This is a genomic window from Janthinobacterium paucivorans (genome assembly GCF_051380805.1).
GTDB lineage: Bacteria > Pseudomonadota > Gammaproteobacteria > Burkholderiales > Burkholderiaceae_D > Janthinobacterium > Janthinobacterium lividum_D.
Map to the genome: position 1 here is coordinate 17082 of NZ_JBNYXR010000019.1, position 17523 is coordinate 34604.

Annotated in this window: 18 protein-coding genes and 2 tRNA genes; 10 read left to right on the forward strand and 10 right to left on the reverse strand. The window is 62.6% G+C overall.

The window, feature by feature from the left end:
- Window positions 1-177: 177 nt before the first annotated feature.
- The 7 genes from ACQ4V8_RS19575 to ACQ4V8_RS19605 all read left to right on the forward strand — a co-directional run bounded on the left by ACQ4V8_RS19575 (window position 178) and on the right by ACQ4V8_RS19605 (window position 5522).
- Window positions 178-543 carry an ArsR/SmtB family transcription factor gene (locus ACQ4V8_RS19575; protein WP_070346244.1) on the forward strand — a complete coding sequence of 122 codons (366 nt, stop codon included), beginning with the start codon at window positions 178-180 and terminating at the stop codon, window positions 541-543.
- The gene (locus ACQ4V8_RS19580; protein ID WP_010401242.1) at window positions 540-965 is read left to right on the forward strand and encodes a YeeE/YedE family protein; all 426 of its coding nucleotides are present in this window, start codon (window positions 540-542) and stop codon (window positions 963-965) included. Before ACQ4V8_RS19575 ends, ACQ4V8_RS19580 begins: the two co-directional genes overlap by 4 nt.
- Complete coding sequence (locus tag ACQ4V8_RS19585; protein WP_010401241.1) at window positions 962-1393, forward strand: YeeE/YedE family protein; 432 nt, start codon at window positions 962-964, stop codon at window positions 1391-1393. Before ACQ4V8_RS19580 ends, ACQ4V8_RS19585 begins: the two co-directional genes overlap by 4 nt.
- Window positions 1394-1437: 44 nt before the next feature.
- A complete protein-coding gene (locus tag ACQ4V8_RS19590) occupies window positions 1438-2295 on the forward strand; it encodes a ChaN family lipoprotein (RefSeq protein WP_082260968.1) in 858 nt (285 codons plus the stop codon).
- Window positions 2296-2442: 147 nt separating this feature from the next.
- Window positions 2443-3138: a fumarylacetoacetate hydrolase family protein gene (locus ACQ4V8_RS19595; protein WP_010401239.1), complete on the forward strand. Its 696-nt coding sequence runs from the start codon at window positions 2443-2445 to the stop codon at window positions 3136-3138.
- Window positions 3139-3218: 80 nt separating this feature from the next.
- A complete protein-coding gene (locus tag ACQ4V8_RS19600) occupies window positions 3219-3542 on the forward strand; it encodes a thioredoxin family protein (protein ID WP_436572037.1) in 324 nt (107 codons plus the stop codon).
- 693 nt (window positions 3543-4235) lie between these two features.
- A complete protein-coding gene (locus ACQ4V8_RS19605) occupies window positions 4236-5522 on the forward strand; it encodes an MFS transporter (protein WP_010401237.1) in 1287 nt (428 codons plus the stop codon).
- A gap of 226 nt (window positions 5523-5748) precedes the next feature.
- Here the strand turns inward: ACQ4V8_RS19605 and ACQ4V8_RS19610 are convergent.
- The 5 genes from ACQ4V8_RS19610 to ACQ4V8_RS19630 form a co-directional block, all read right to left on the reverse strand.
- Window positions 5749-5825 (reverse strand) — tRNA-Met (locus ACQ4V8_RS19610).
- A gap of 61 nt (window positions 5826-5886) precedes the next feature.
- Window positions 5887-5963, reverse strand: a tRNA-Met gene (locus ACQ4V8_RS19615).
- Between the two features lie 703 nt (window positions 5964-6666).
- Entirely contained in the window at window positions 6667-7614 is a 948-nt protein-coding gene (gene miaA / locus ACQ4V8_RS19620) for a tRNA (adenosine(37)-N6)-dimethylallyltransferase MiaA (protein ID WP_010401233.1), read from the reverse strand.
- A gap of 98 nt (window positions 7615-7712) precedes the next feature.
- Window positions 7713-9620, reverse strand: a complete 1908-nt coding sequence (gene mutL / locus ACQ4V8_RS19625; RefSeq protein WP_436572038.1) for a DNA mismatch repair endonuclease MutL — start codon at window positions 9618-9620, stop codon at window positions 7713-7715.
- 118 nt (window positions 9621-9738) lie between these two features.
- Window positions 9739-10677, reverse strand: coding sequence for a peptidylprolyl isomerase (locus tag ACQ4V8_RS19630; protein WP_010401230.1), 939 nt, complete (start codon window positions 10675-10677; stop codon window positions 9739-9741).
- Between the two features lie 269 nt (window positions 10678-10946).
- On the opposite strand from ACQ4V8_RS19630, the gene ACQ4V8_RS19635 reads away from it, so the two are divergent.
- Window positions 10947-11597 (forward strand): VTT domain-containing protein, encoded by a 651-nt coding sequence (locus ACQ4V8_RS19635; RefSeq protein ID WP_010401229.1) that lies wholly within the window; start codon window positions 10947-10949, stop codon window positions 11595-11597.
- Window positions 11598-11695: 98 nt separating this feature from the next.
- Here ACQ4V8_RS19635 and ACQ4V8_RS19640 read toward each other — a convergent pair whose 3' ends face one another.
- Window positions 11696-11905, reverse strand: coding sequence for a hypothetical protein (locus ACQ4V8_RS19640; RefSeq protein ID WP_261980864.1), 210 nt, complete (start codon window positions 11903-11905; stop codon window positions 11696-11698).
- On the opposite strand from ACQ4V8_RS19640, the gene ACQ4V8_RS19645 reads away from it, so the two are divergent.
- A complete protein-coding gene (locus ACQ4V8_RS19645) occupies window positions 11904-12809 on the forward strand; it encodes a carbonic anhydrase (RefSeq protein WP_436572039.1) in 906 nt (301 codons plus the stop codon). The two genes, ACQ4V8_RS19640 and ACQ4V8_RS19645, sit on opposite strands and share 2 nt — an antisense overlap.
- Here ACQ4V8_RS19645 and ACQ4V8_RS19650 read toward each other — a convergent pair.
- The 3 genes from ACQ4V8_RS19650 to tsaE are packed head-to-tail and all read right to left on the reverse strand — an operon-like array spanning window position 12801 to window position 15530.
- A complete protein-coding gene (locus ACQ4V8_RS19650) occupies window positions 12801-13664 on the reverse strand; it encodes a D-hexose-6-phosphate mutarotase (protein ID WP_050855970.1) in 864 nt (287 codons plus the stop codon). The genes ACQ4V8_RS19645 and ACQ4V8_RS19650 overlap by 9 nt on opposite strands.
- Before the next feature lie 13 nt (window positions 13665-13677).
- Window positions 13678-15078, reverse strand: coding sequence for an N-acetylmuramoyl-L-alanine amidase (locus ACQ4V8_RS19655; RefSeq protein ID WP_436572040.1), 1401 nt, complete (start codon window positions 15076-15078; stop codon window positions 13678-13680).
- On the reverse strand, window positions 15042-15530 hold the full coding sequence (gene tsaE, locus ACQ4V8_RS19660; protein ID WP_010401224.1) for a tRNA (adenosine(37)-N6)-threonylcarbamoyltransferase complex ATPase subunit type 1 TsaE: 489 nt from the start codon (window positions 15528-15530) through the stop codon (window positions 15042-15044). The genes ACQ4V8_RS19655 and tsaE overlap by 37 nt, the downstream gene beginning before the upstream one ends.
- Window positions 15531-15618: 88 nt before the next feature.
- Here tsaE and queG point away from each other — a divergent pair, with 88 nt between their 5' ends.
- Window positions 15619-16710, forward strand: coding sequence for a tRNA epoxyqueuosine(34) reductase QueG (queG, locus tag ACQ4V8_RS19665; protein WP_010401221.1), 1092 nt, complete (start codon window positions 15619-15621; stop codon window positions 16708-16710).
- 209 nt (window positions 16711-16919) lie between these two features.
- Here the strand turns inward: queG and ACQ4V8_RS19670 are convergent, their stop codons facing one another.
- Window positions 16920-17504, reverse strand: a complete 585-nt coding sequence (locus tag ACQ4V8_RS19670) for a response regulator transcription factor (protein ID WP_070346247.1) — start codon at window positions 17502-17504, stop codon at window positions 16920-16922.
- Window positions 17505-17523 lie beyond the last annotated feature (19 nt).

The following is a 17523-nucleotide window of genomic DNA, read 5'->3' on the forward strand; positions in this document are numbered from 1 at the left end:
AAAAATATTTGTCATTTTGATAGTGTGGAGGCTATCGCGGCCTGGCACTTTGCATGCGCACGCTATCGCCGAAAAATATTGTTGTTTTTTGTATCCATCGCCAGCAGGAAAACAATATATCGATTAGTATATTGTTTTTCGTACGACAAATAAAATGATCGCCTGCAGGAGGGGAAAATGGAGACAGCCGCAACACAAAATGCCCAATACGAGCTCGACGCCATGCGTGGCGCAGCCTACAAAGCCAGCTCGCTGCTCAAGGCCATGAGCAATGCCGACCGCTTGATGCTGCTGTGTCATCTTTCGCAGGGCGAGCATTGCGTCAGCGAACTCGAGAAAAAAGTGGGCATCGGTCAGCCGACCCTGTCGCAGCAGCTCGGCGTGTTGCGCGAAGAAATGCTGGTGGCCACGCGGCGCGAGGGCAAGCAGATTTATTATCGCGTCGCCAGCGCGCCGGTGCTGGCCGTGCTGCAAGTGCTGTACCTGCAGTTCTGCGCGCCGCCTCCCCCGCTCAATGACGCAGCGGACGCAGGCTTGCCATGAGCATAGCCTGGCAGCACTTTACGCCGTGGGCCTCGCTGGCTGGCGGTATGCTGATCGGCCTGGCCGCTGCCCTGCTGATCTTGTTCAATGGGCGCATCGCCGGCATTAGTGGCATCCTCGGCGGCTTGCTGCGCCCGCGCCTGGGCGACCTGGGCTGGCGTATTGCTTTTCTTGCGGGACTGATCGGTGCGCCCTTGCTGTATTCGCTGTGGCAATCCTTGCCGCCGGTACAGATCGACGCATCCACGCCCGCTTTGATCGTGGCCGGCTTGCTGGTCGGCGTGGGCGTGCGCTATGGCGCCGGCTGCACCAGCGGCCACGGCGTGTGTGGCCTGTCGCGCCTGTCTGTGCGTTCGCTGGCGGCCACCATGGCCTTCATGGCGGCCGGTTTCCTCACCGTGTATGTATTGCGCCACCTATGAGCAAGTTAATCTTTTCCCTGTTGAGTGGCCTCGTTTTTGGCCTCGGTCTGATCATCTCCGGCATGGGCAACCCGGCCAAGGTGCTCGGTTTCCTCGACCTGGCCGGCGCCTGGGACCCGTCCCTGGCGCTAGTGATGGGCGGCGCCATCGGCGTCGCCATGCCGGCCTTCTGGCTGGCGCGACGGCGCAGCACGGCGCTGCTGGGCGAGCCCATGCAATTGCCGGCATCGCGGCGCATCGACCGGCGCTTGCTGCTGGGCAGCTTGGCCTTTGGCGCAGGCTGGGGCATCGCCGGTTTTTGTCCCGGCCCCGCTCTCGTCTCCCTGCTGGCGGGCCAGCCGAAGGCCTGGATTTTTGTGGCTGCCATGCTCGCTGGCATGGCCTTTTTCGAAGTGCTGGAGCGCCGCAAGCTAGCGGCGCCGGCCTGAGACGGTACAATCTGGCGCATCGCCACCTGAGGATACCCGTTGACATGAAGACTGTGATTTTCCGCGCCGGCGCGCGTGCCGCCTTGCTGTGCGGCATGCTGGCGCTCTCCGCTTGCGGCGGCTTGCTAAAGAAGACAGCGCCGCCCGCTCCCACACCCGTGGCTGACACTTTGCCTAATCCGCAAGTGTTGCTGCTCGGTGAAGTGCCTGACAATGTGCAAGGCCACCGTCTGCGCGTCGAGGAGTTGCGGCTTCGCCTGGCCGCTGGCTGGCGTCCCGTGATTGTCATGCAGCAGTTCGAGCGCGAAAACCAGGCCTTGCTGACGCGCGCCGCGCGCGATTGCGCCGATCCCGATTGCATCATCCGCGTGATGGAACAGCCGCGCTGGGACTGGAGCTTGTACCGGCCCTTGCTGGACCTGGTGATCAGCTATCAATTGACTCTGGTGGCCGGCAATTTGTCGCCGGCCGATGCCTCGCGCATCGTGCGCGACGGCATCCAGTGGGCTATGCCGCCCGCCATGGTTGCCACGTACCTGGCCGTGCCCGTGCCTGCCGATATTTTGGAAGGGCAACAGAAGGAAGTCCAGGCGGCCCGCTGCAATATGCTGCCCGACATGATGCTCAAAGGTGTCGTTAATGCCCAGGTGGCGCGCGATATCTGGATGGCTAAGCTGATCCGCGACCAGGCGCCGCGCGACGTGGTGCTGATCGCCGGCAATGCGCATGTACGCAAGGATATCGGCGTGCCCCGCTGGCTGAAGCTGGCCGAGCCGCAACTGAACGTGCGCAGCATCGGCTACCTGGAGCAGGGCGGCAGCGGCTACAAGGGTACGTTTGACCTGACGCAAACGATGCCGGCGCAGCCGCGCCCGGACCCATGCGCTAGGTTCAAGCAATAGGCGTTGTTGCGGGCTCTGCTGCCGCTGCAGAGCCGCCCAGGAATGCCGAAGTCATGTTGGCGTAAAATGAAGGGTAGGGCGCATGGGGTGCTGCGGTGCCCCTTTTTTTCTCGCCGTCTTTTTCTACCGCGCCGATCAGGAGTTTTCATGTCGTATGTCATTCCCGCGCCCTTGCAAGCGAGCGTACCGGTCACCGGTAGCGCCGACAGCTTCCCTGTTCACCGCCTCTATTGTGTGGGCCGCAACTATGTCGAGCACGCCAAGGAAATGGGCCATACGGGCCGCGAGGCGCCGTTTTTCTTCATGAAGCCAAACGACGCCATACTGCCCGTGCCAGCCGGCACGACGGGCGAGTTGCCGTATCCGGCGCAAACGCAGGATTTCCAGCATGAGATGGAACTGGTGGTGGCCATCGGCAAGGGCGGAAGCGATATCGGCGTGGCCGATGCGCTGAGCCACGTCTGGGGGTATGCGGTAGGCCTGGACATGACGCGGCGCGATGTACAGAGCGCAGCGAAAAAGCAGGGTCGTCCATGGGAGACGGGCAAGGCCTTCGAGCACTCGGCGCCTATCGGTGCCATCACGCCGGCCGCGCTGGCCGGCGATGTCAAGCATGCTGCCATCACCTTGCATGTGAATGGTGAGCTGCGTCAAAGCAGCAGCATCGACATGCTGATCTGGAACGTGGCAGAAACCATCGCCGATCTGTCGCGCTATTTTACCTTGCAGCCGGGCGATCTGATCTACACGGGCACGCCAGCCGGCGTAGCGGCCGTGCAGCGCGGCGACGAGTTGCTGGGCGCCATCGATGGCCTCGATACCTTGCGCGTCAAGATCGTGTAAGGCATGCTGGCGCACGTCACGGCAAGCGCGCCTGGCCTGGCATCGCCCTGTGGCTTAGCATTTTGTATCAAGGAGATGTCATGCTGAGCGACACTTATTCTGTAGAGCAACCGACGCGCACCGAGATCGACGCCCTGGCGGGGCCGGCCCTGCTGGAATTTGGCACTGGCTGGTGCGGCCATTGCCGCGCCACCGAGGCGCCGCTGGCTGCCGCGCTTGCGCAGCACCGCGAGCTGGCGCACCTGCGCGTGGAAGATGGCCCCGGCCGCGCGCTGGGCCGCGCGTTCCGGGTGAAACTGTGGCCGACCTTGATCTTTCTCAACGATGGTCAGGAAGTGGCGCGCCTGGTGCGTCCGCTCGACAGCGCAGAGATCGCCAGGGCGTTTGCCCTGATCGCGGCGTAACTGGCTTGCATAGTCTTGCCGCACTGCAGCACTGCGCGTATCATAAGGCGCTTACAGCAAGATCAACCGCATCCTCCGGGATGTAGGCGCGATCATCGCCGGTCCGCTCCACCCGGAGGGGCCGCAGGCATGGATTCACCACAAATGACCGATGCCGCGATGCCGACGCGTCGGTCTGGTACGGAATGGCTGGCGATACGCCGCGCCTGATACACGTCGCCCACCCCCTGACGACTTTCCTGCCGTGCCCCGGGTGACCGGATGGCGCACGACCGTTGTTTCTCTAAACCAGCACGGATCACGGCGCGATGACGCGCATAGGCTCATTGTTGCTTGTCGTTTTATGGCTTTATATAGCGTTATACGGCGTTAGCTGTCCTTGTTTTTCATGATGGGCGGCGTATTGCGACGTAGAAGTAGTTTGCGAATTTGATGGCGAATTGGCAGCAAATACGTGTGCGTACAGTTATGATATGGCAACAATGCGCCTCGGTAAGCGTTGGCAACGATGGTAAATTTATGCTGAGCAGAAGCCGATGTGCTGCACGGCGGCTATCGCGCAGCAATGCGCCGCTGACGAATGTCAGCAATCACAATCATTGTCCGTCGCTTACTGATCACCGTGCTGTGCTGCTGCCTGAAAAACATCCAGAGAATGGCCTTTAGACACCCCCTCCCCAAGGAGCGCAGTAAATGAGCACCCCTCCCAAGAAAAATTCCCCCGGCACCGTGCTGTTCGCCAGCCTGATCGGCACCACCATCGAGTTCTTTGACTTTTATATCTACGCCACCGCCGCCGTGCTGGTGTTCCCGAAACTGTTCTTCCCCGCCGGCGACCCGTCGGCCGCCGTGCTGCAGTCGCTGGCCACGTTCGCCATCGCCTTCTTTGCACGCCCCATCGGCTCGGCCGTGTTTGGCCACTTCGGCGACCGCATCGGTCGCAAGGCCACCCTGGTAGCAGCCTTGCTGACCATGGGGATTTCCACCGTTATCATTGGCTTGCTGCCGACGTATGCGGCCATAGGCACCCTGGCGCCGTTGTTGCTGGCGCTGTGCCGTTTCGGTCAGGGCCTGGGGCTGGGTGGCGAGTGGGGCGGCGCAGTGCTGCTGGCCACCGAGAACGCTCCGCCGGGCAAACGCGCCTGGTACGGCATGTTCCCGCAACTGGGCGCGCCGATCGGCTTCTTCCTGTCGGGCGGCATCTTCCTGCTGCTCAGCGAAACCATGACCGATGCGCAGTTCTTCAGCTACGGCTGGCGCATTCCCTTCCTGGCCAGCGCGCTGCTGGTCATCGTCGGCCTGTATGTGCGTCTGAAGATCACGGAAACACCGGACTTCCAGAAAGTCATCGACAAGAACGAAGTCGTCAAGCTGCCCGTCGCCACCGTCTTCCGCCAACATGGCCGCATGCTGTTCCTGGGCACCATCATCGCCCTGGCCACTTTCGTGCTGTTTTACCTGATGACGGTGTTCGCCTTGAGCTGGGGCACGACCAAGCTCGGCTTCACGCGCAAGGAATTTCTCATCGTGCAGCTGTTTGCCGTGCTGTTCTTTGCCCTGACGATTCCATTGTCAGCCGTGCTGGCTGACCGCCGTGGCCGCCGCGCCACCTTGATCTGGGTCTCCGTCGCCATTGCCCTCTTCGGCCTGGTGCTGGCACCCATGTTCGGCTCCGGCGTGACGTGGGAAGTGACCGTCTTCATGGCTGTCGGCCTGGGCCTGATGGGCATGACCTACGGTCCGCTGGGCACCATGCTGTCCGAGCTGTTTCCACCTGAAGTGCGTTACACGGGGGCGTCGCTGACGTTCAACCTGGCCGGCATCCTGGGCGCCTCGCTGGCGCCGTACATCGCCACCTGGCTGGCCACCAACCATGGCTTGCACTACGTGGGCTATTACCTGTCGCTGGCGGCCGTGCTGACCCTGGGTGCGCTGCTGATGGTGGGCAAGCCGCGCGCAGGCAAGGAAGCCTGGGAATAAGCGTTCGCGTTAGCTGAATCCTTCGCAAGCTGGCACGGTGTTGAAAGCGTATGAATGAGAATCTTTCATCGCAAGTGCCAGTGGCGGCTTGTCATCATCTCCTGTGCATGTGGATGCGCGGTTGTTGCGCGCAGGGTGCACGCGAGGCGGTGCCTGAAACGAAAAAACCCGCCGCTGCACGGGGCAGTGGCGGGTTTTCGGTGCTGCTAATGGTGCTGCTAATTCTTGGTGGTGATAGGTGGACTTGAACCACCGACCCCAGCATTATGAATGCTGTGCTCTAACCAACTGAGCTATATCACCAAACAGACCGGTCAGACCGGATGCTGGTTGTGATCATGGCGACTGCATGATCGTTGTTCTTTGGTGGTGATAGGTGGACTTGAACCACCGACCCCAGCATTATGAATGCTGTGCTCTAACCAACTGAGCTATATCACCCAACAGCCGAGCATTATCCAGTCTTCCCATTTCCTTGTCAATGCCGCTGATGAAAAATCTGTGGATTTTTCGTGATGGTTTGCGGCTATGATTATTTTTGTAATGGCGTCAGCAAGGGCTGGATCTGCGCCAGCATGGACGAGGCCGGATCAGTACCTAGGCAGTCGATGGTGATGCGCTCCGGCATGGAACGTAGCCGAAGTCGAGCCTAGCGCCTGGGCAGTTGTTGCGTGGCGACGCTTTGTGGCGACGCTTATTTCAGCAAGGGGGCAATTTGTGCCAGCATGGCGCTGGCCGGATCATTAGCCAGGCAGTCGATGGTGATGCGCTCCGGCATGGAACGTAACCGAAGTCTAGCCTAGCGCCTGGTCAGTTGTTGTGTGGCGGCGCTTTTTGGCGACGCTTATTTCAGCAAGGGGGCAATTTGTGCCAGCATGGCGCTGGCCGGATCATTAGCCAGGCAGTCGATGGTGATGCGCTCCGGCATGGAACGCAGCCGAAGTCTAGCCTAGCGCCTGGTCAGTTGTTGTGTGGCGGCGCTTTGTGGCGACGCTTATTTCAGCAAGGGGGCAAGTTGTGCCAGCATGGCGCTGGCCGGATCATTAGCCAGGCAGTCGATGGTGATGCGCTCCGGCATGGAACGTAGCCGAAGTCGAGCCTAGCGCCTGGTCAGTTGTTGTGTGGCGGCGCTTTGTGGCGACGCTTATTTCAGCAAGGGGGCAATTTGTGCCAGCATGGCGCTGGCCGGATCATTAGCCAGGCAGTCGATGGTGATGCGCTCCGGCATGGAACGCAGCCAGGTGAGCTGGCGCTTGGCCAGCTGGCGCGTGGCGATGATGCCCGTCTCGCGCAAGGTGGCGCGGTCGATGCGGCCATCGAGGTATTCCCAGGCCTGTCGGTAACCCACGCAGCGCATCGAGGGCAAGCCAGGATGCAGGTCGCCGCGCCGGCGCAGCTGCTCCACTTCGTCGAGCAAGGCGTCATTGTTCAGCATGACGTCGAAGCGCGTGGCGATGCGCGCGTGCAGCACGGCGCGGTCCGACGGTTCCAGTGCGAACGACTGCAGCTGGAATGGCAGCACGGTCTTTTCGCGCAGGGCCAGCAGGGCCGACATGGGTTGGCCGGACAGGGCGATGATTTCCAGTGCGCGCCCGATGCGCTGTGCGTCTTGCGGCGCCAGGCGCGCAGCCGTGATGGGGTCTTGCTGCGCCAGACGCGCATGCATGGCGGGCCAGCCGATGGCGGCCGCGTCCTCTTCCAGTTGGGCGCGCAAAACGGGATCGGCGCCGGGCAAGTCGTCGAGGCCATCGGCCAGACCCTTGAAGTACAGCATGGTGCCGCCGACCAGCAGCGGCAGCTTGCCGCGTGCCGTGATTTCGCTCACCAGGCGCAGGGTATCGGTGCGAAACTGCGCCACCGAATAGGCATCGAGCGGGTCGATGATGTCGATCAAATGATGTGGTACGGCGGCCAGTTCTTCTCGCGACGGCTTTGCCGTGCCGATATCCATGCCGCGGTAGACGAGGGCGGAATCGACGGAAATGATCTCGGAAGGAATGGCTTGCGCGATGGCCAGTGCGCTGGCTGTCTTGCCGCTGGCCGTGGGGCCCATGATGGCGACGGCCAGGGGAAGGTGTGGAGTGTTTTGCATGTTGACTTTTGTGAGGTGATGCGTAGGTCGGCTTAGCGCAAGCGTAAGCCGACGTGATGCCGCCGTTGCAGTGTCGGATTACGCTGCGCTAATCGGACCTACTGGCCGCGCAGGAATAATTTGTCTAGCGCATTGATCTCGACCTGCACCCACGTGGGCCGGCCATGGTTGCATTGGTCGGCGCGTTCCGTGCTCTCCATCTGGCGCAGCAGGGCGTTCATTTCCTGTACCGACAAGATGCGGTTGGCGCGCACGGCAGTGTGGCAGGCCAGGGTGCCCAGCAATTCGTTCTGGCGCTCGATCAGCACGCGCGAACCGCCATATTCGCGCACGTCGCGCAGCACGTCGCGCGCCAGGGTTTGTGCATCGGCGTTTTTCAGCAGGGTCGGCACGCAACGCACGGCCAGGGTGGTAGGCGACAGGGCGGCGATATCGAAGCCCAGCGCCTTGAGCGTCTCCTGGTTTTCATTCGCCGTCGATACTTCAATCGCATCGGCATAAAAGGTCACGGGTATCAGTAGCGACTGCACCTGCATGTCTTGCCCCGACACTTGCGCCTGCAGCGCGTTTTTCAGCTGTTCGTACAGGATGCGCTCGTGCGCTGCGTGCATGTCGACCAGCACCAGGCCCTTGGTGTTTTGCGCCAAAATATAGATGCCATGGAGCTGGGCCAGGGCGAAGCCCAGCGGGTATTCTTCGCGCGCCATCGCTTCGGGTGTGGCGATGTAGGGCTGTACCTGCGTGATCGGCGACGCTGCGGCGGCGCCGCCGAACAGGGCACCGTAGGCCGCCGTGTCCTGGGCGATGCCTGGCGCCTCGGCAAAGAAGGGGCGGGCCGCGCCGGGCGAGGTGGGCGCGAAGGTATTCGTAAATTGCGCGCCGAACGAGGTTTGCGTCTGCTCGCGACGCCAGATGCCGGGGCCACCGGAAGCGGCGCCAGCGTCGGCGCCACCCAGGCCGGAAGCGGCCGGCAGGGGTGCTGGCACGCTACCGAAGGCCGTCGCCGACGTTTGCGCCAGCGCGCGCTGCACTGCGTGGAAGACAAACTGGTGCACGGAGCGGCTGTCGCGGAAGCGCACTTCGATTTTCGACGGGTGTACGTTGACGTCGACCAGGGCCGGGTCGAGGTCGAGCGCCAGCACGTAGGATGGGAAGCGGTCGCCATGCAGCACGTCCTGGTAGGCCATGCGTACTGCGTGCACCAGCAGCTTGTCGCGCACGAAGCGGCCATTGACATAAAAGAACTGGCCATCGGCGCGCGCCTTCGATGCCGTCGGCAAGCCGGCAAAGCCGTGAATGCGCAAGGTGCCGGCCGATTCGTCCAGCGCCAGGCGTGCCTCGGCGAAGTCATTGCCCAGGATATGCGCGCTGCGCTTGGCCAGTTCGCTGATATTCCACTGGTCGATGGTGCGCCCGTTGTGCGACAGCGAAAACGCCACGTCTGGCCGCGCCAGGGCGATGCGACGCACCACTTCGGCGCAGTGGCCATACTCCGTCTGTTCTGATTTGAGGAACTTGCGTCGCGCCGGCGTGTTGAAGTACAGGTCCTGCACGTCGACCGTGGTGCCGTGCGAGCCGGACGACGGCGCGACGCTGCCGTTGTGCGAGCCGACGATTTCCCATGCGTGCGCCGCGTCTGCCGTGCGCGAAGTCAGGGTGACGGCGGCGACCGAGGCGATGGACGCCAGCGCCTCGCCGCGAAAGCCCAGCGTGCCCACGTTTTCCAGGTCGTGCAGGGAAGCGATCTTCGAGGTGGCGTGACGCGCCAGGGCCAGCGGCAGCTGATCTTTATCAATGCCGCGGCCATTGTCGGTAATGGCGATGCGTTTCACGCCCCCTTCTTCCAGGCGCACCGTGATTTGCGTGGCGCCCGAATCGAGCGCGTTTTCCAGCAATTCCTTGACCACGGCCGATGGCCGCTCGACCACCTCGCCAGCGGCGATTTGCGAAATCAACTGGTCAGGCAGGGCCTGGATCGGGCGGTGGGGCGTGATGGGAGCGTTCATGCTGCGATTATAACGGGTTCGCAAGGGGGGGCGCTGCTGTGCTGATGCCTGAAACCCAAAACGAAGGCCGGGGTCGTACCCTCAGGGTACGACCCCGGAATTTGCCCTTCGGGTCGCTTTATTTCCCCACCTCCCGCACCGGTATCGGCGCATTGCACAGGTCGACGTGGCCAGCCGTGACCTTGCTCCAGGGGCCACCACGGTGACGCTGCGCTTCCAGCGCGGCCTGGTAAGCGGCGCTGTCGGTGCGCATCACTTGCAGGTTCGTGCGCTGTGCGTAAGGTAGGCTGGCGGCCAGGCGGATGGCCGTGATCGGCACGTTTTTCTCGGCGCTGTCATAAAAGCCCATGGGGCCGGTACCGCGTGGCAGGGTCGACAGCAGCGCCATGCCGGAGACGACCCGGCCGACGACAGTGATGTCGCGGTCCAGGTGGCGCGGCGACTGGCCGATGACAGCGTACAGTTCCGTGCCGCCGCCGCTATCGCTCGCGCTGTCGCGGCCCACGCCCACGCTGGCGTAGCAATGCGTGAGCCAGGCCGTGCCGGTTTTCGGGTCGCGCGCGGACGGGAAACCGTTTGAATGGCCCACCTGCGGTGCATAACCATCAAGGTCCGGCAGGCGCGTGAAGCTCTTGATGTTTTTCAAGGGCGCGGTAAATTCGCCGGGCAGGGTGCGCTGTGCATGCAAGATGGGCTTCGGGTTTTTCTCGTTCGGATCGCCCCACTGCGCCACCCAGTTGTCCTGCGCGCGCGTGATGGCCAGGCCGTCGTAATACTGTTCTGCCACCAGGGCCTTGATATTGGCCACGTGCTTGGGCGCGAACTCGGGTGCCAGCTCGATCACCACGCGGCCGGCGGGAATGTCCATGTACAGGGTGTTGTCCGGGTCCAGCGCACGCCAGTCCGATGGTGTCGAAGCCTTGATCACGTCGGCGAGCGTTGCCTTGGCGGGCAGTTCGGCGGGCGCCTTGATCTGGATGGGCGCCGCATGGGCGGACAACTGGGCCAGGCCCAGCACGCTGGCCAGCGTCAGGCCCTTGAGTGGATGCAGATACATATTCTCTCCTGGTCGGCGCGGATTGCACCGGTCAGAAAGTGTAGACTGGAATGGCAATATTTCGTACAAAAAACTTTGTACGCGTCCAACAGGGCATGCGCGCAGCAAGACTGGCCTGTGCAAGTTGGCGCGGGTAGTTCCTTAACCTTTACTTAAATTGCCGGATGCTCAAGGGCAGCACATAATTAATCCTGAAATATCGGGCCGGAGACTGCCGTTGCGCTGGCCGGGTGGTGTATGATTTCGCCGCTACCTTTAGGGAAAAATATATGGATTTTGTGCAATTCCTCGACATGATCGTGCATGTCGACAAGACGCTGGGTCTTTTGATCGAGCAGTACGGTACCCTCGTGTATGCAGTGCTGTTTGCCATTATTTTTTGTGAGACCGGCCTCGTGGTGCTGTTCTTCTTCCCTGGGGATACCTTATTGTTTATCGCCGGCGCGTTTTGCGCGACCGGACAAATGCATCTGGGCTTGCTGATTGCCTTGCTGGTGACGGCGGCCGTCACGGGGAACACGCTCAATTACTGGATAGGCGAGGCCATCGGGCAAAGGGTGTTTACCCACGATTACCGCTGGATCAACAAGGATGCCATGCGTCGCACACATGAGTTCTTTGAAAAGCATGGCGGCAAGACCATCATCCTGGCGCGTTTCGTGCCGGTGGTGCGCACCTTCGCCCCCTTCGTGGCCGGTATTTCCGACATGACGCACGCGCGCTTCCAAATGTACAACGTGACGGGCGCCCTGTTGTGGGTGGTTGGCCTGGTGACGGCCGGTTACTTCTTCGGCAATATCCCGTGGATACGCGACCACCTGACCTTGATCGTACTGATCGGTGTTGGCGCCGCCGTCGTGCCGGTGGTACTGGGCGGCATGTGGAAACTCTACAAGCGCATGCTCGGCAAGTCGGCTTAAGCGCTCATCGATCCGGGGCAAGCGCGCTGTGGCACAGCCCGCAGCGCGCCCCGGATTCGCTTATTCTTCTCTGCATTCCTGCTTTGCCTCCCCCTGATTCAAGTTTTGTTGCTTTCCAGCCGTAAACCAGAAGGTATTCTCACTTTCTGGATTTCCATGCGACATTTGAGCGCCCTGTTAGCTTGCAGCCTTGCCGCGATGGCGGTCATGGCAAGCGCCAAAGATGCCCCCGCTTCGGCGACCGCCGCCGCATCAGCGTCAGCGTCAGCGAGCGCGCCCATGTCGGCGTCGGCGCGCGCGGCCGCCATGAAAACCCTGACCGAATCGGTCAAGGGCAAGGGCAAGGAGAGCAAGGCGCCTGTCGTCGTCGCGCCCACCGCGCGCGAGAAGGAAGAAGCAGCCGAAGTCGACTTGTCCGAACGTATCGCGGCGCGCCTGGCAGAAATGCGCGCCACCCAGGCCGCCCGCGCCGCCGCCCGCGCCAAGCGCGCCACCGTGGTGAAAGCGGCACCACCGCCACTACCTTCCGTGCCGCGCGCCACGCACTGGTCGTACGAGGGCGACAGCGGCCCGGAAAACTGGGGCAAGATCAATGTCGACTGGGCCAGGTGCGGCAATGGCAGCCGCCAGTCGCCGATCGATATCCGCGATGGCATGAAGGTGGAACTCGAACAGATCAGCTTTGACTATCATCCTTCGTCGTTCAATGTAGTCGACAATGGCCACACGGTGCAGGTAGGGGTGAGTGGCGGCAATTACATCACGGTGCAGAACCGCATGTTCGAGCTACAGCAATTCCATTTCCACCGCCCGTCCGAAGAACGCATCAACGGCAAGGCCTTTGAAATGGTGGTGCACCTGGTGCACCGCGACGCGGAAGGCCGGCTGGCCGTGCTGGCGCTGCTGCTGGAACGCGGCGCGCCGCAGGCGACCATCCAGACCGTGTGGAACAATCTGCCACTGGAAAAATTCCAGACCATGCAGCCCACCATCTTGCTTGACCCGGCCGAGATGCTGCCGACGCGGCGCGATTACTATACTTACATGGGATCGTTGACGTCGCCGCCTTGCAGCGAAGGCGTGCTGTGGCTGGTGATGAAGCAGCCGGTGCAGGCATCGCCAGCGCAGATGGCCTTGTTCAGCCGTTTGTACCCCTTGAATGCGCGGCCAATCCAGCCCGCTAATGGGCGCATCATCAAAGAATCAAATTGAGGTGGGATCAGACCCGGCGGGTTTGACCTCAATGTGCTGGTGGCCGGTCCATTCGGCGCCGGCAGCGAGCATATCGGGCTCGATCAGTGCTGGCTCGATGCAGATGAAGCGCTGGTATTCGTCGTCGGCCAGGTCGGGCAGGGCGGCCGCGTCTTGCGCGCCCGGATTCCACACGACGGCATCGGTAAAGCCCTGCTGCTCTAGGCGCAGGGTGTGGCTGCCCGATTGCAGGTTGATCGCCCCCGGCAACTGGTAGTAGATGCGGTCCAGTTTGTCGTCAAATTGCAGCCACTCTTGCGCCTGTAATGCCTCTTGAGGCGTGTCGTCCGAATAGCGCACGCGCTGCAGGCCGCCAACGCGCGCCAGGCTCAATTGATCAATCGCGAAATAGCTGTGCAGCGCGGCCGAGAACGCAAACGCCTGCTCGCCCGTGTTGTGCACGGATAGACTCAGCTGCAGCGATTGGCCTCGCACTGCCACGCGCAGGCGCAGGGTGAAGGCCCTTGGCCAGGCGGCGCCGATCGCCTCCGGCAGGTCCGTGTGGTGCAAAACAAATTGCGCATAGGCGGCGCCATCGGCTTCGCCGCTGGCTTCCAGCTGCCAGTTTGCCACGCGTGCAAAGCCGTGGCGCATGCCCGTGCCGCGCGCGCCGAATTGCGGAAAGATCACGGGTACGCCGCCGCGGATGGCGCGGCTGCCGTCGAGGCTTGAGGCGCGGCTGCAAAACAGGCGCTCCTGGCCGTCGCTGGTTTGCCACGACACCAGATGGCCGCCATACAGGGTGACGCTGGCCTGCGCGCCATCGGCGGCGCGGATGGTCACGGCCGGCAGCTGGCCAAAAGTGCTCTTGCTCATGCGGGTGTCCATGTCAGGTCAGGCGGCTTTTCGCCAGCGGTGGATTCTTGGCAAAGTAATTCTTGATGCCCGTGACGATGGCGTCGGCCAGCTGGTCCTGGTAGACGTTGTCGGTCAGCTTGGCCTCTTCTTCCGGATTCGAGATGAAGGCCGTCTCGATCAGGATGGAAGGGATGTCGGGTGCTTTCAGTACGGCGAAGCCGGCCTGCTCGACGGAGCCCTTGTGCAGGCGGTTGATGCCGCCGATTTCGCGTAGCACAGCCTTGCCCAGCTTCATGCTGTCATTGATCTGCGCCGTCGTCGACAGGTCGAGCAGCACGCTGGCCAGCTGCTGGTCGTGGTTTTTCACGTTCACGCCGCCGATCAGGTCGGCCTGGTTTTCCTTGTTGGCCAGCCAGCGCGCAGCCGTCGAGGTAGCACCCTTTTCGGACAGCACGAAGACGGACGAGCCACGCGCCGTCGGCTGGATGAACGCGTCGGCGTGGATCGAGACGAACAGGTCGGCCTGTACCTTGCGCGCCTTTTCCACGCGCATGCCCAGCGGGACGAAGAAATCGGCGTCGCGCGTGAGCATGACGCGCATATTGCTTTGCAGTTCCAGCTTTGTTTTCAGGCGTTTGGCGATGGCCAGCACCACGTCTTTTTCGCGACTGCCCCTGCTGCCTAAGGCGCCAGGATCCTCGCCGCCATGGCCAGGGTCGAGCGCGATGGTAATCATGCGCAGCACTTTCTGGCCCGGCAGCGAACGCGCTTCGGGGCGCTGTTCCGGACGCATATTGGGCAGCGGCGGCACCAGCGGCGCGACCGGTGGCGCCACTGCGGCCAAGGGCGGCTTGCCGCTGTCGGGCAGGGGTAGCGCCGGTGGCGGCGTATGCGTGCCGGACATAGAAGGCTTGGCCGGGTCGCTCGACCAGTCGCCCTTTTCGATCATTTGCGCGATCAGGTCCGGCTCGCGCACGGGATACAGATCGAAGATCAGGCGGTGGTTGTAGGAGCCGGCCGGCGGCAGCGTAAACAGCTGCGGCGTGACTTCTTCCTTCAGGTCGAACACCAGGCGCACCACGTTGGGCCGGTTCTGGCCCACGCGCACCTGCTTGATGTACGGGTCGTTCGACTGGATCTTCGCCACCAGGCCTTTTAGCGTGGGATTGAGTTCCAGCCCTTCGATGTCGACTACCAGGCGTTCGGGGTCCTTGACGATGAAGTGGGTCGCCTTGAGGATGCTGTCGTTCTCCAGCGTGACGCGGGTATAGTCCTCGGCCGGCCAGACGCGCACGGCGAGAATTTGCGCTGCCATCGCTGACATGGGCGCGAACACGGACAACAGCAGTGTGCCGCCGGCCTTGAGTGCCGTGCGCCGGGTGATGGGCGAGGAGATCAAAGGTTGGGGGCGAATTTGAGACGGTGAAGGCATGACAGACCCAATTCAGAAGACGCTTGCAATTCTACATTACGTCCCGACCCCGCAACGCTCAAATACACATTCAGGTCCGCCGGCGGCAGCACCGGTTCGGCTTTCTCCGGCCATTCGACGATGCAGATATTACGCCCGTCGAAGTCTTCGCGAAAACCGGCGTCGAGAAACTCCTCGGCGCTGCCCATGCGGTACAGGTCGAAGTGGATGACGTTGATGGACTGGCCATCGAGCTGCACGGTGTACGGTTCGGACAGCGTATAGGTAGGACTTTTGACATGGCCCGCATGGCCGGCTGCGTGCAGCAGGGCGCGCGTGAGGGCAGTCTTGCCGGCACCGAGGTCGCCGTGCAGGTAGATTGCCAGGCCAGGCGCCAGCGCGCGCGCCAGCGCGGCGCCCAGCGCGGCGGTACCGGCTTCGTCGTGGAGGTGGGCTTTGAAGTGTTCGGTCATTGTCGATTGGTGTGAGTAATATCGCATAAAATAGAGGCTGCTGTCATTGTAACCGCCCGCGCGCCTGCCGTTTTCCGTAAAGTCCCCTATGTCCGCCACCGTCACCGATCTCGCCGCCCTGGCGCGCACCATTAAAGAATGGGGGCGCGAGCTGGGTTTTGCCGAGGTGCGCATCGCCGATGTGGACTTGTCGCACATGGAAGCGCCCTTGCAAGCCTGGCTAGCCGCAGGGTATCACGGCGAAATGGATTACATGGCCAGCCACGGCATGAAGCGTGCGCGTCCAGCCGAGCTGGTGCCGGGCACGGTGCGCGCCATCAGCGCGCGCATGAATTATCTGCCGCCGGCGCTGGGCCAGGATTGGCGCGCGCACGAAGCAGCGCGCGATGCTGACCCCACGGCCGCCGTGATCTCCGTGTATGCGCGCGGCCGCGACTACCACAAGGTAATGCGTTCGCGCCTGCAGCAGCTGGCCGAGCGCATCAAGGGCGAGATCGGTGACTTCGGCTACCGCGTCTTCAGCGATTCGGCGCCCGTGATGGAAGTCGAACTGGCGCAAAAGGGCGGGCTGGGCTGGCGCGGCAAGCACACCTTGCTGATCAATCGCCAGGGCGGTTCCTTCTTTTTTCTCGGCGAGATCCTCATCGACGTGCCGCTGCCCGTCGACCCTCCGGAAACGCCACGCTGTGGCCAGTGCTCGGCTTGCATCACGGTGTGCCCGACGCAAGCCATCCTGGGGCCGCACCAGCTCGATGCGCGCCGCTGTATCTCTTACCTGACGATCGAATTGAAGGGCGCCATTCCCGTCGAGATGCGCCCTTTGATCGGCAACAAGGTGTATGGCTGCGACGATTGCCAGACCGTCTGTCCGTGGAACAAGTTCGCCCAGCGCGCCGTGGTGCCCGATTTCGATGAGCGTCACAGCCTGGGCAGCGCCGGCATGCTGGAACTGTTCGCCTGGACCGAAGAGCAATTCAATCGCCGCATGGAAGGCAGCGCGATCCGCCGCATCGGCCACGAACGCTGGCTGCGCAACCTGGCCGTCGGCATGGGCAATGCGGCCGCCAAGGCCAAGGGCCAGGAGGATATCGTCGCGGCCCTGCTATCGCGCCGCGAGCACCCGTCGGCCATCGTGCGCGAGCACGTGGAATGGGCGCTGGCCCTGCACGGCATCGCTTAGACTTTACCTGGACCTCGCCTAGACCGCGACACCATCGGCTGCGCGCAAACCTGCTTCAAGCATCAGGCACGCCTGCGCCGCCGGCAGGCGCAGCGCGGCTGCATGATGACTGATGGACCTGCCTGCGCCCCAAAGCGAAGACTGGGGACGGACCCTGAGGGATTCGGCATCCCCGTCCGACCCCGGCGTCAAGAACTTGGGTTTGTGGTTTACTTCAACAACCCCGCCAGCTCCACCGCCGTCTTGACCTGCATCTTGTCGAAGATATGCGCGCGGTGGACTTCCACGGTGCGCATGCTGATGCCCAGCTTGTCGGCCACCACCTTGTTCATCTTGCCCGCCAAAATCAGCTCCAGTACTTCGCGTTCGCGCGTCGACAGGGTGGCCAGACGCGCGTGCACGGCGGCCAGCTCGCCCGCCTGGCGCGAGTTGGCTAGGCCCAGTTGCACGCGGTCCATCAGGTCGTTGTCGTTGAATGGCTTTTCAAAGAAATCGAAGGCGCCGCGCTTCAGGCTGTCGACGGCCATCGGCACGTCGCCGTGGCCGGTGAGAAAAATGACGGGCAGGCGCGCCGTCAGGTCGCGCTTGACCAGCTGGTCAAACAGGGCGATGCCGTTCATGTCGGGCATGCGCACGTCGAGCAGCACGCAGTCGCCGGCGGCGTCGAAGCTGCCGTCGAAGCTATCGAGGAATTGCTGGGCGCTGGCGTAGATGCGCGCCTCGATGCTGCGCGAGGCGGCCAGCCAGGACAGGGAGTCGCGTACGACCTCTTCGTCGTCGATGATGTGTAGCATGGTGTCTCCGGCTCGTCGT

What these genes read in the sequence shown, in the direction of transcription:
- ACQ4V8_RS19575 (WP_070346244.1), top strand. Translation starts at nt 178, where the DNA reads ATGGAGACAGCCGCAACACAAAATGCCCAATACGAGCTCGACGCCATG.
- ACQ4V8_RS19580 (WP_010401242.1), top strand. Translation starts at nt 540, where the DNA reads ATGAGCATAGCCTGGCAGCACTTTACGCCGTGGGCCTCGCTGGCTGGC.
- ACQ4V8_RS19585 (WP_010401241.1), top strand. Translation starts at nt 962, where the DNA reads ATGAGCAAGTTAATCTTTTCCCTGTTGAGTGGCCTCGTTTTTGGCCTC.
- ACQ4V8_RS19590 (WP_082260968.1), top strand. Translation starts at nt 1,438, where the DNA reads ATGAAGACTGTGATTTTCCGCGCCGGCGCGCGTGCCGCCTTGCTGTGC.
- ACQ4V8_RS19595 (WP_010401239.1), top strand. Translation starts at nt 2,443, where the DNA reads ATGTCGTATGTCATTCCCGCGCCCTTGCAAGCGAGCGTACCGGTCACC.
- ACQ4V8_RS19600 (WP_436572037.1), top strand. Translation starts at nt 3,219, where the DNA reads ATGCTGAGCGACACTTATTCTGTAGAGCAACCGACGCGCACCGAGATC.
- ACQ4V8_RS19605 (WP_010401237.1), top strand. Translation starts at nt 4,236, where the DNA reads ATGAGCACCCCTCCCAAGAAAAATTCCCCCGGCACCGTGCTGTTCGCC.
- miaA (WP_010401233.1), bottom strand. Translation starts at nt 7,614, where the DNA reads ATGCAAAACACTCCACACCTTCCCCTGGCCGTCGCCATCATGGGCCCC.
- mutL (WP_436572038.1), bottom strand. Translation starts at nt 9,620, where the DNA reads ATGAACGCTCCCATCACGCCCCACCGCCCGATCCAGGCCCTGCCTGAC.
- ACQ4V8_RS19630 (WP_010401230.1), bottom strand. Translation starts at nt 10,677, where the DNA reads ATGTATCTGCATCCACTCAAGGGCCTGACGCTGGCCAGCGTGCTGGGC.
- ACQ4V8_RS19635 (WP_010401229.1), top strand. Translation starts at nt 10,947, where the DNA reads ATGGATTTTGTGCAATTCCTCGACATGATCGTGCATGTCGACAAGACG.
- ACQ4V8_RS19645 (WP_436572039.1), top strand. Translation starts at nt 11,904, where the DNA reads ATGAAAACCCTGACCGAATCGGTCAAGGGCAAGGGCAAGGAGAGCAAG.
- ACQ4V8_RS19640 (WP_261980864.1), bottom strand. Translation starts at nt 11,905, where the DNA reads ATGGCGGCCGCGCGCGCCGACGCCGACATGGGCGCGCTCGCTGACGCT.
- ACQ4V8_RS19650 (WP_050855970.1), bottom strand. Translation starts at nt 13,664, where the DNA reads ATGAGCAAGAGCACTTTTGGCCAGCTGCCGGCCGTGACCATCCGCGCC.
- ACQ4V8_RS19655 (WP_436572040.1), bottom strand. Translation starts at nt 15,078, where the DNA reads ATGCCTTCACCGTCTCAAATTCGCCCCCAACCTTTGATCTCCTCGCCC.
- tsaE (WP_010401224.1), bottom strand. Translation starts at nt 15,530, where the DNA reads ATGACCGAACACTTCAAAGCCCACCTCCACGACGAAGCCGGTACCGCC.
- queG (WP_010401221.1), top strand. Translation starts at nt 15,619, where the DNA reads ATGTCCGCCACCGTCACCGATCTCGCCGCCCTGGCGCGCACCATTAAA.
- ACQ4V8_RS19670 (WP_070346247.1), bottom strand. Translation starts at nt 17,504, where the DNA reads ATGCTACACATCATCGACGACGAAGAGGTCGTACGCGACTCCCTGTCC.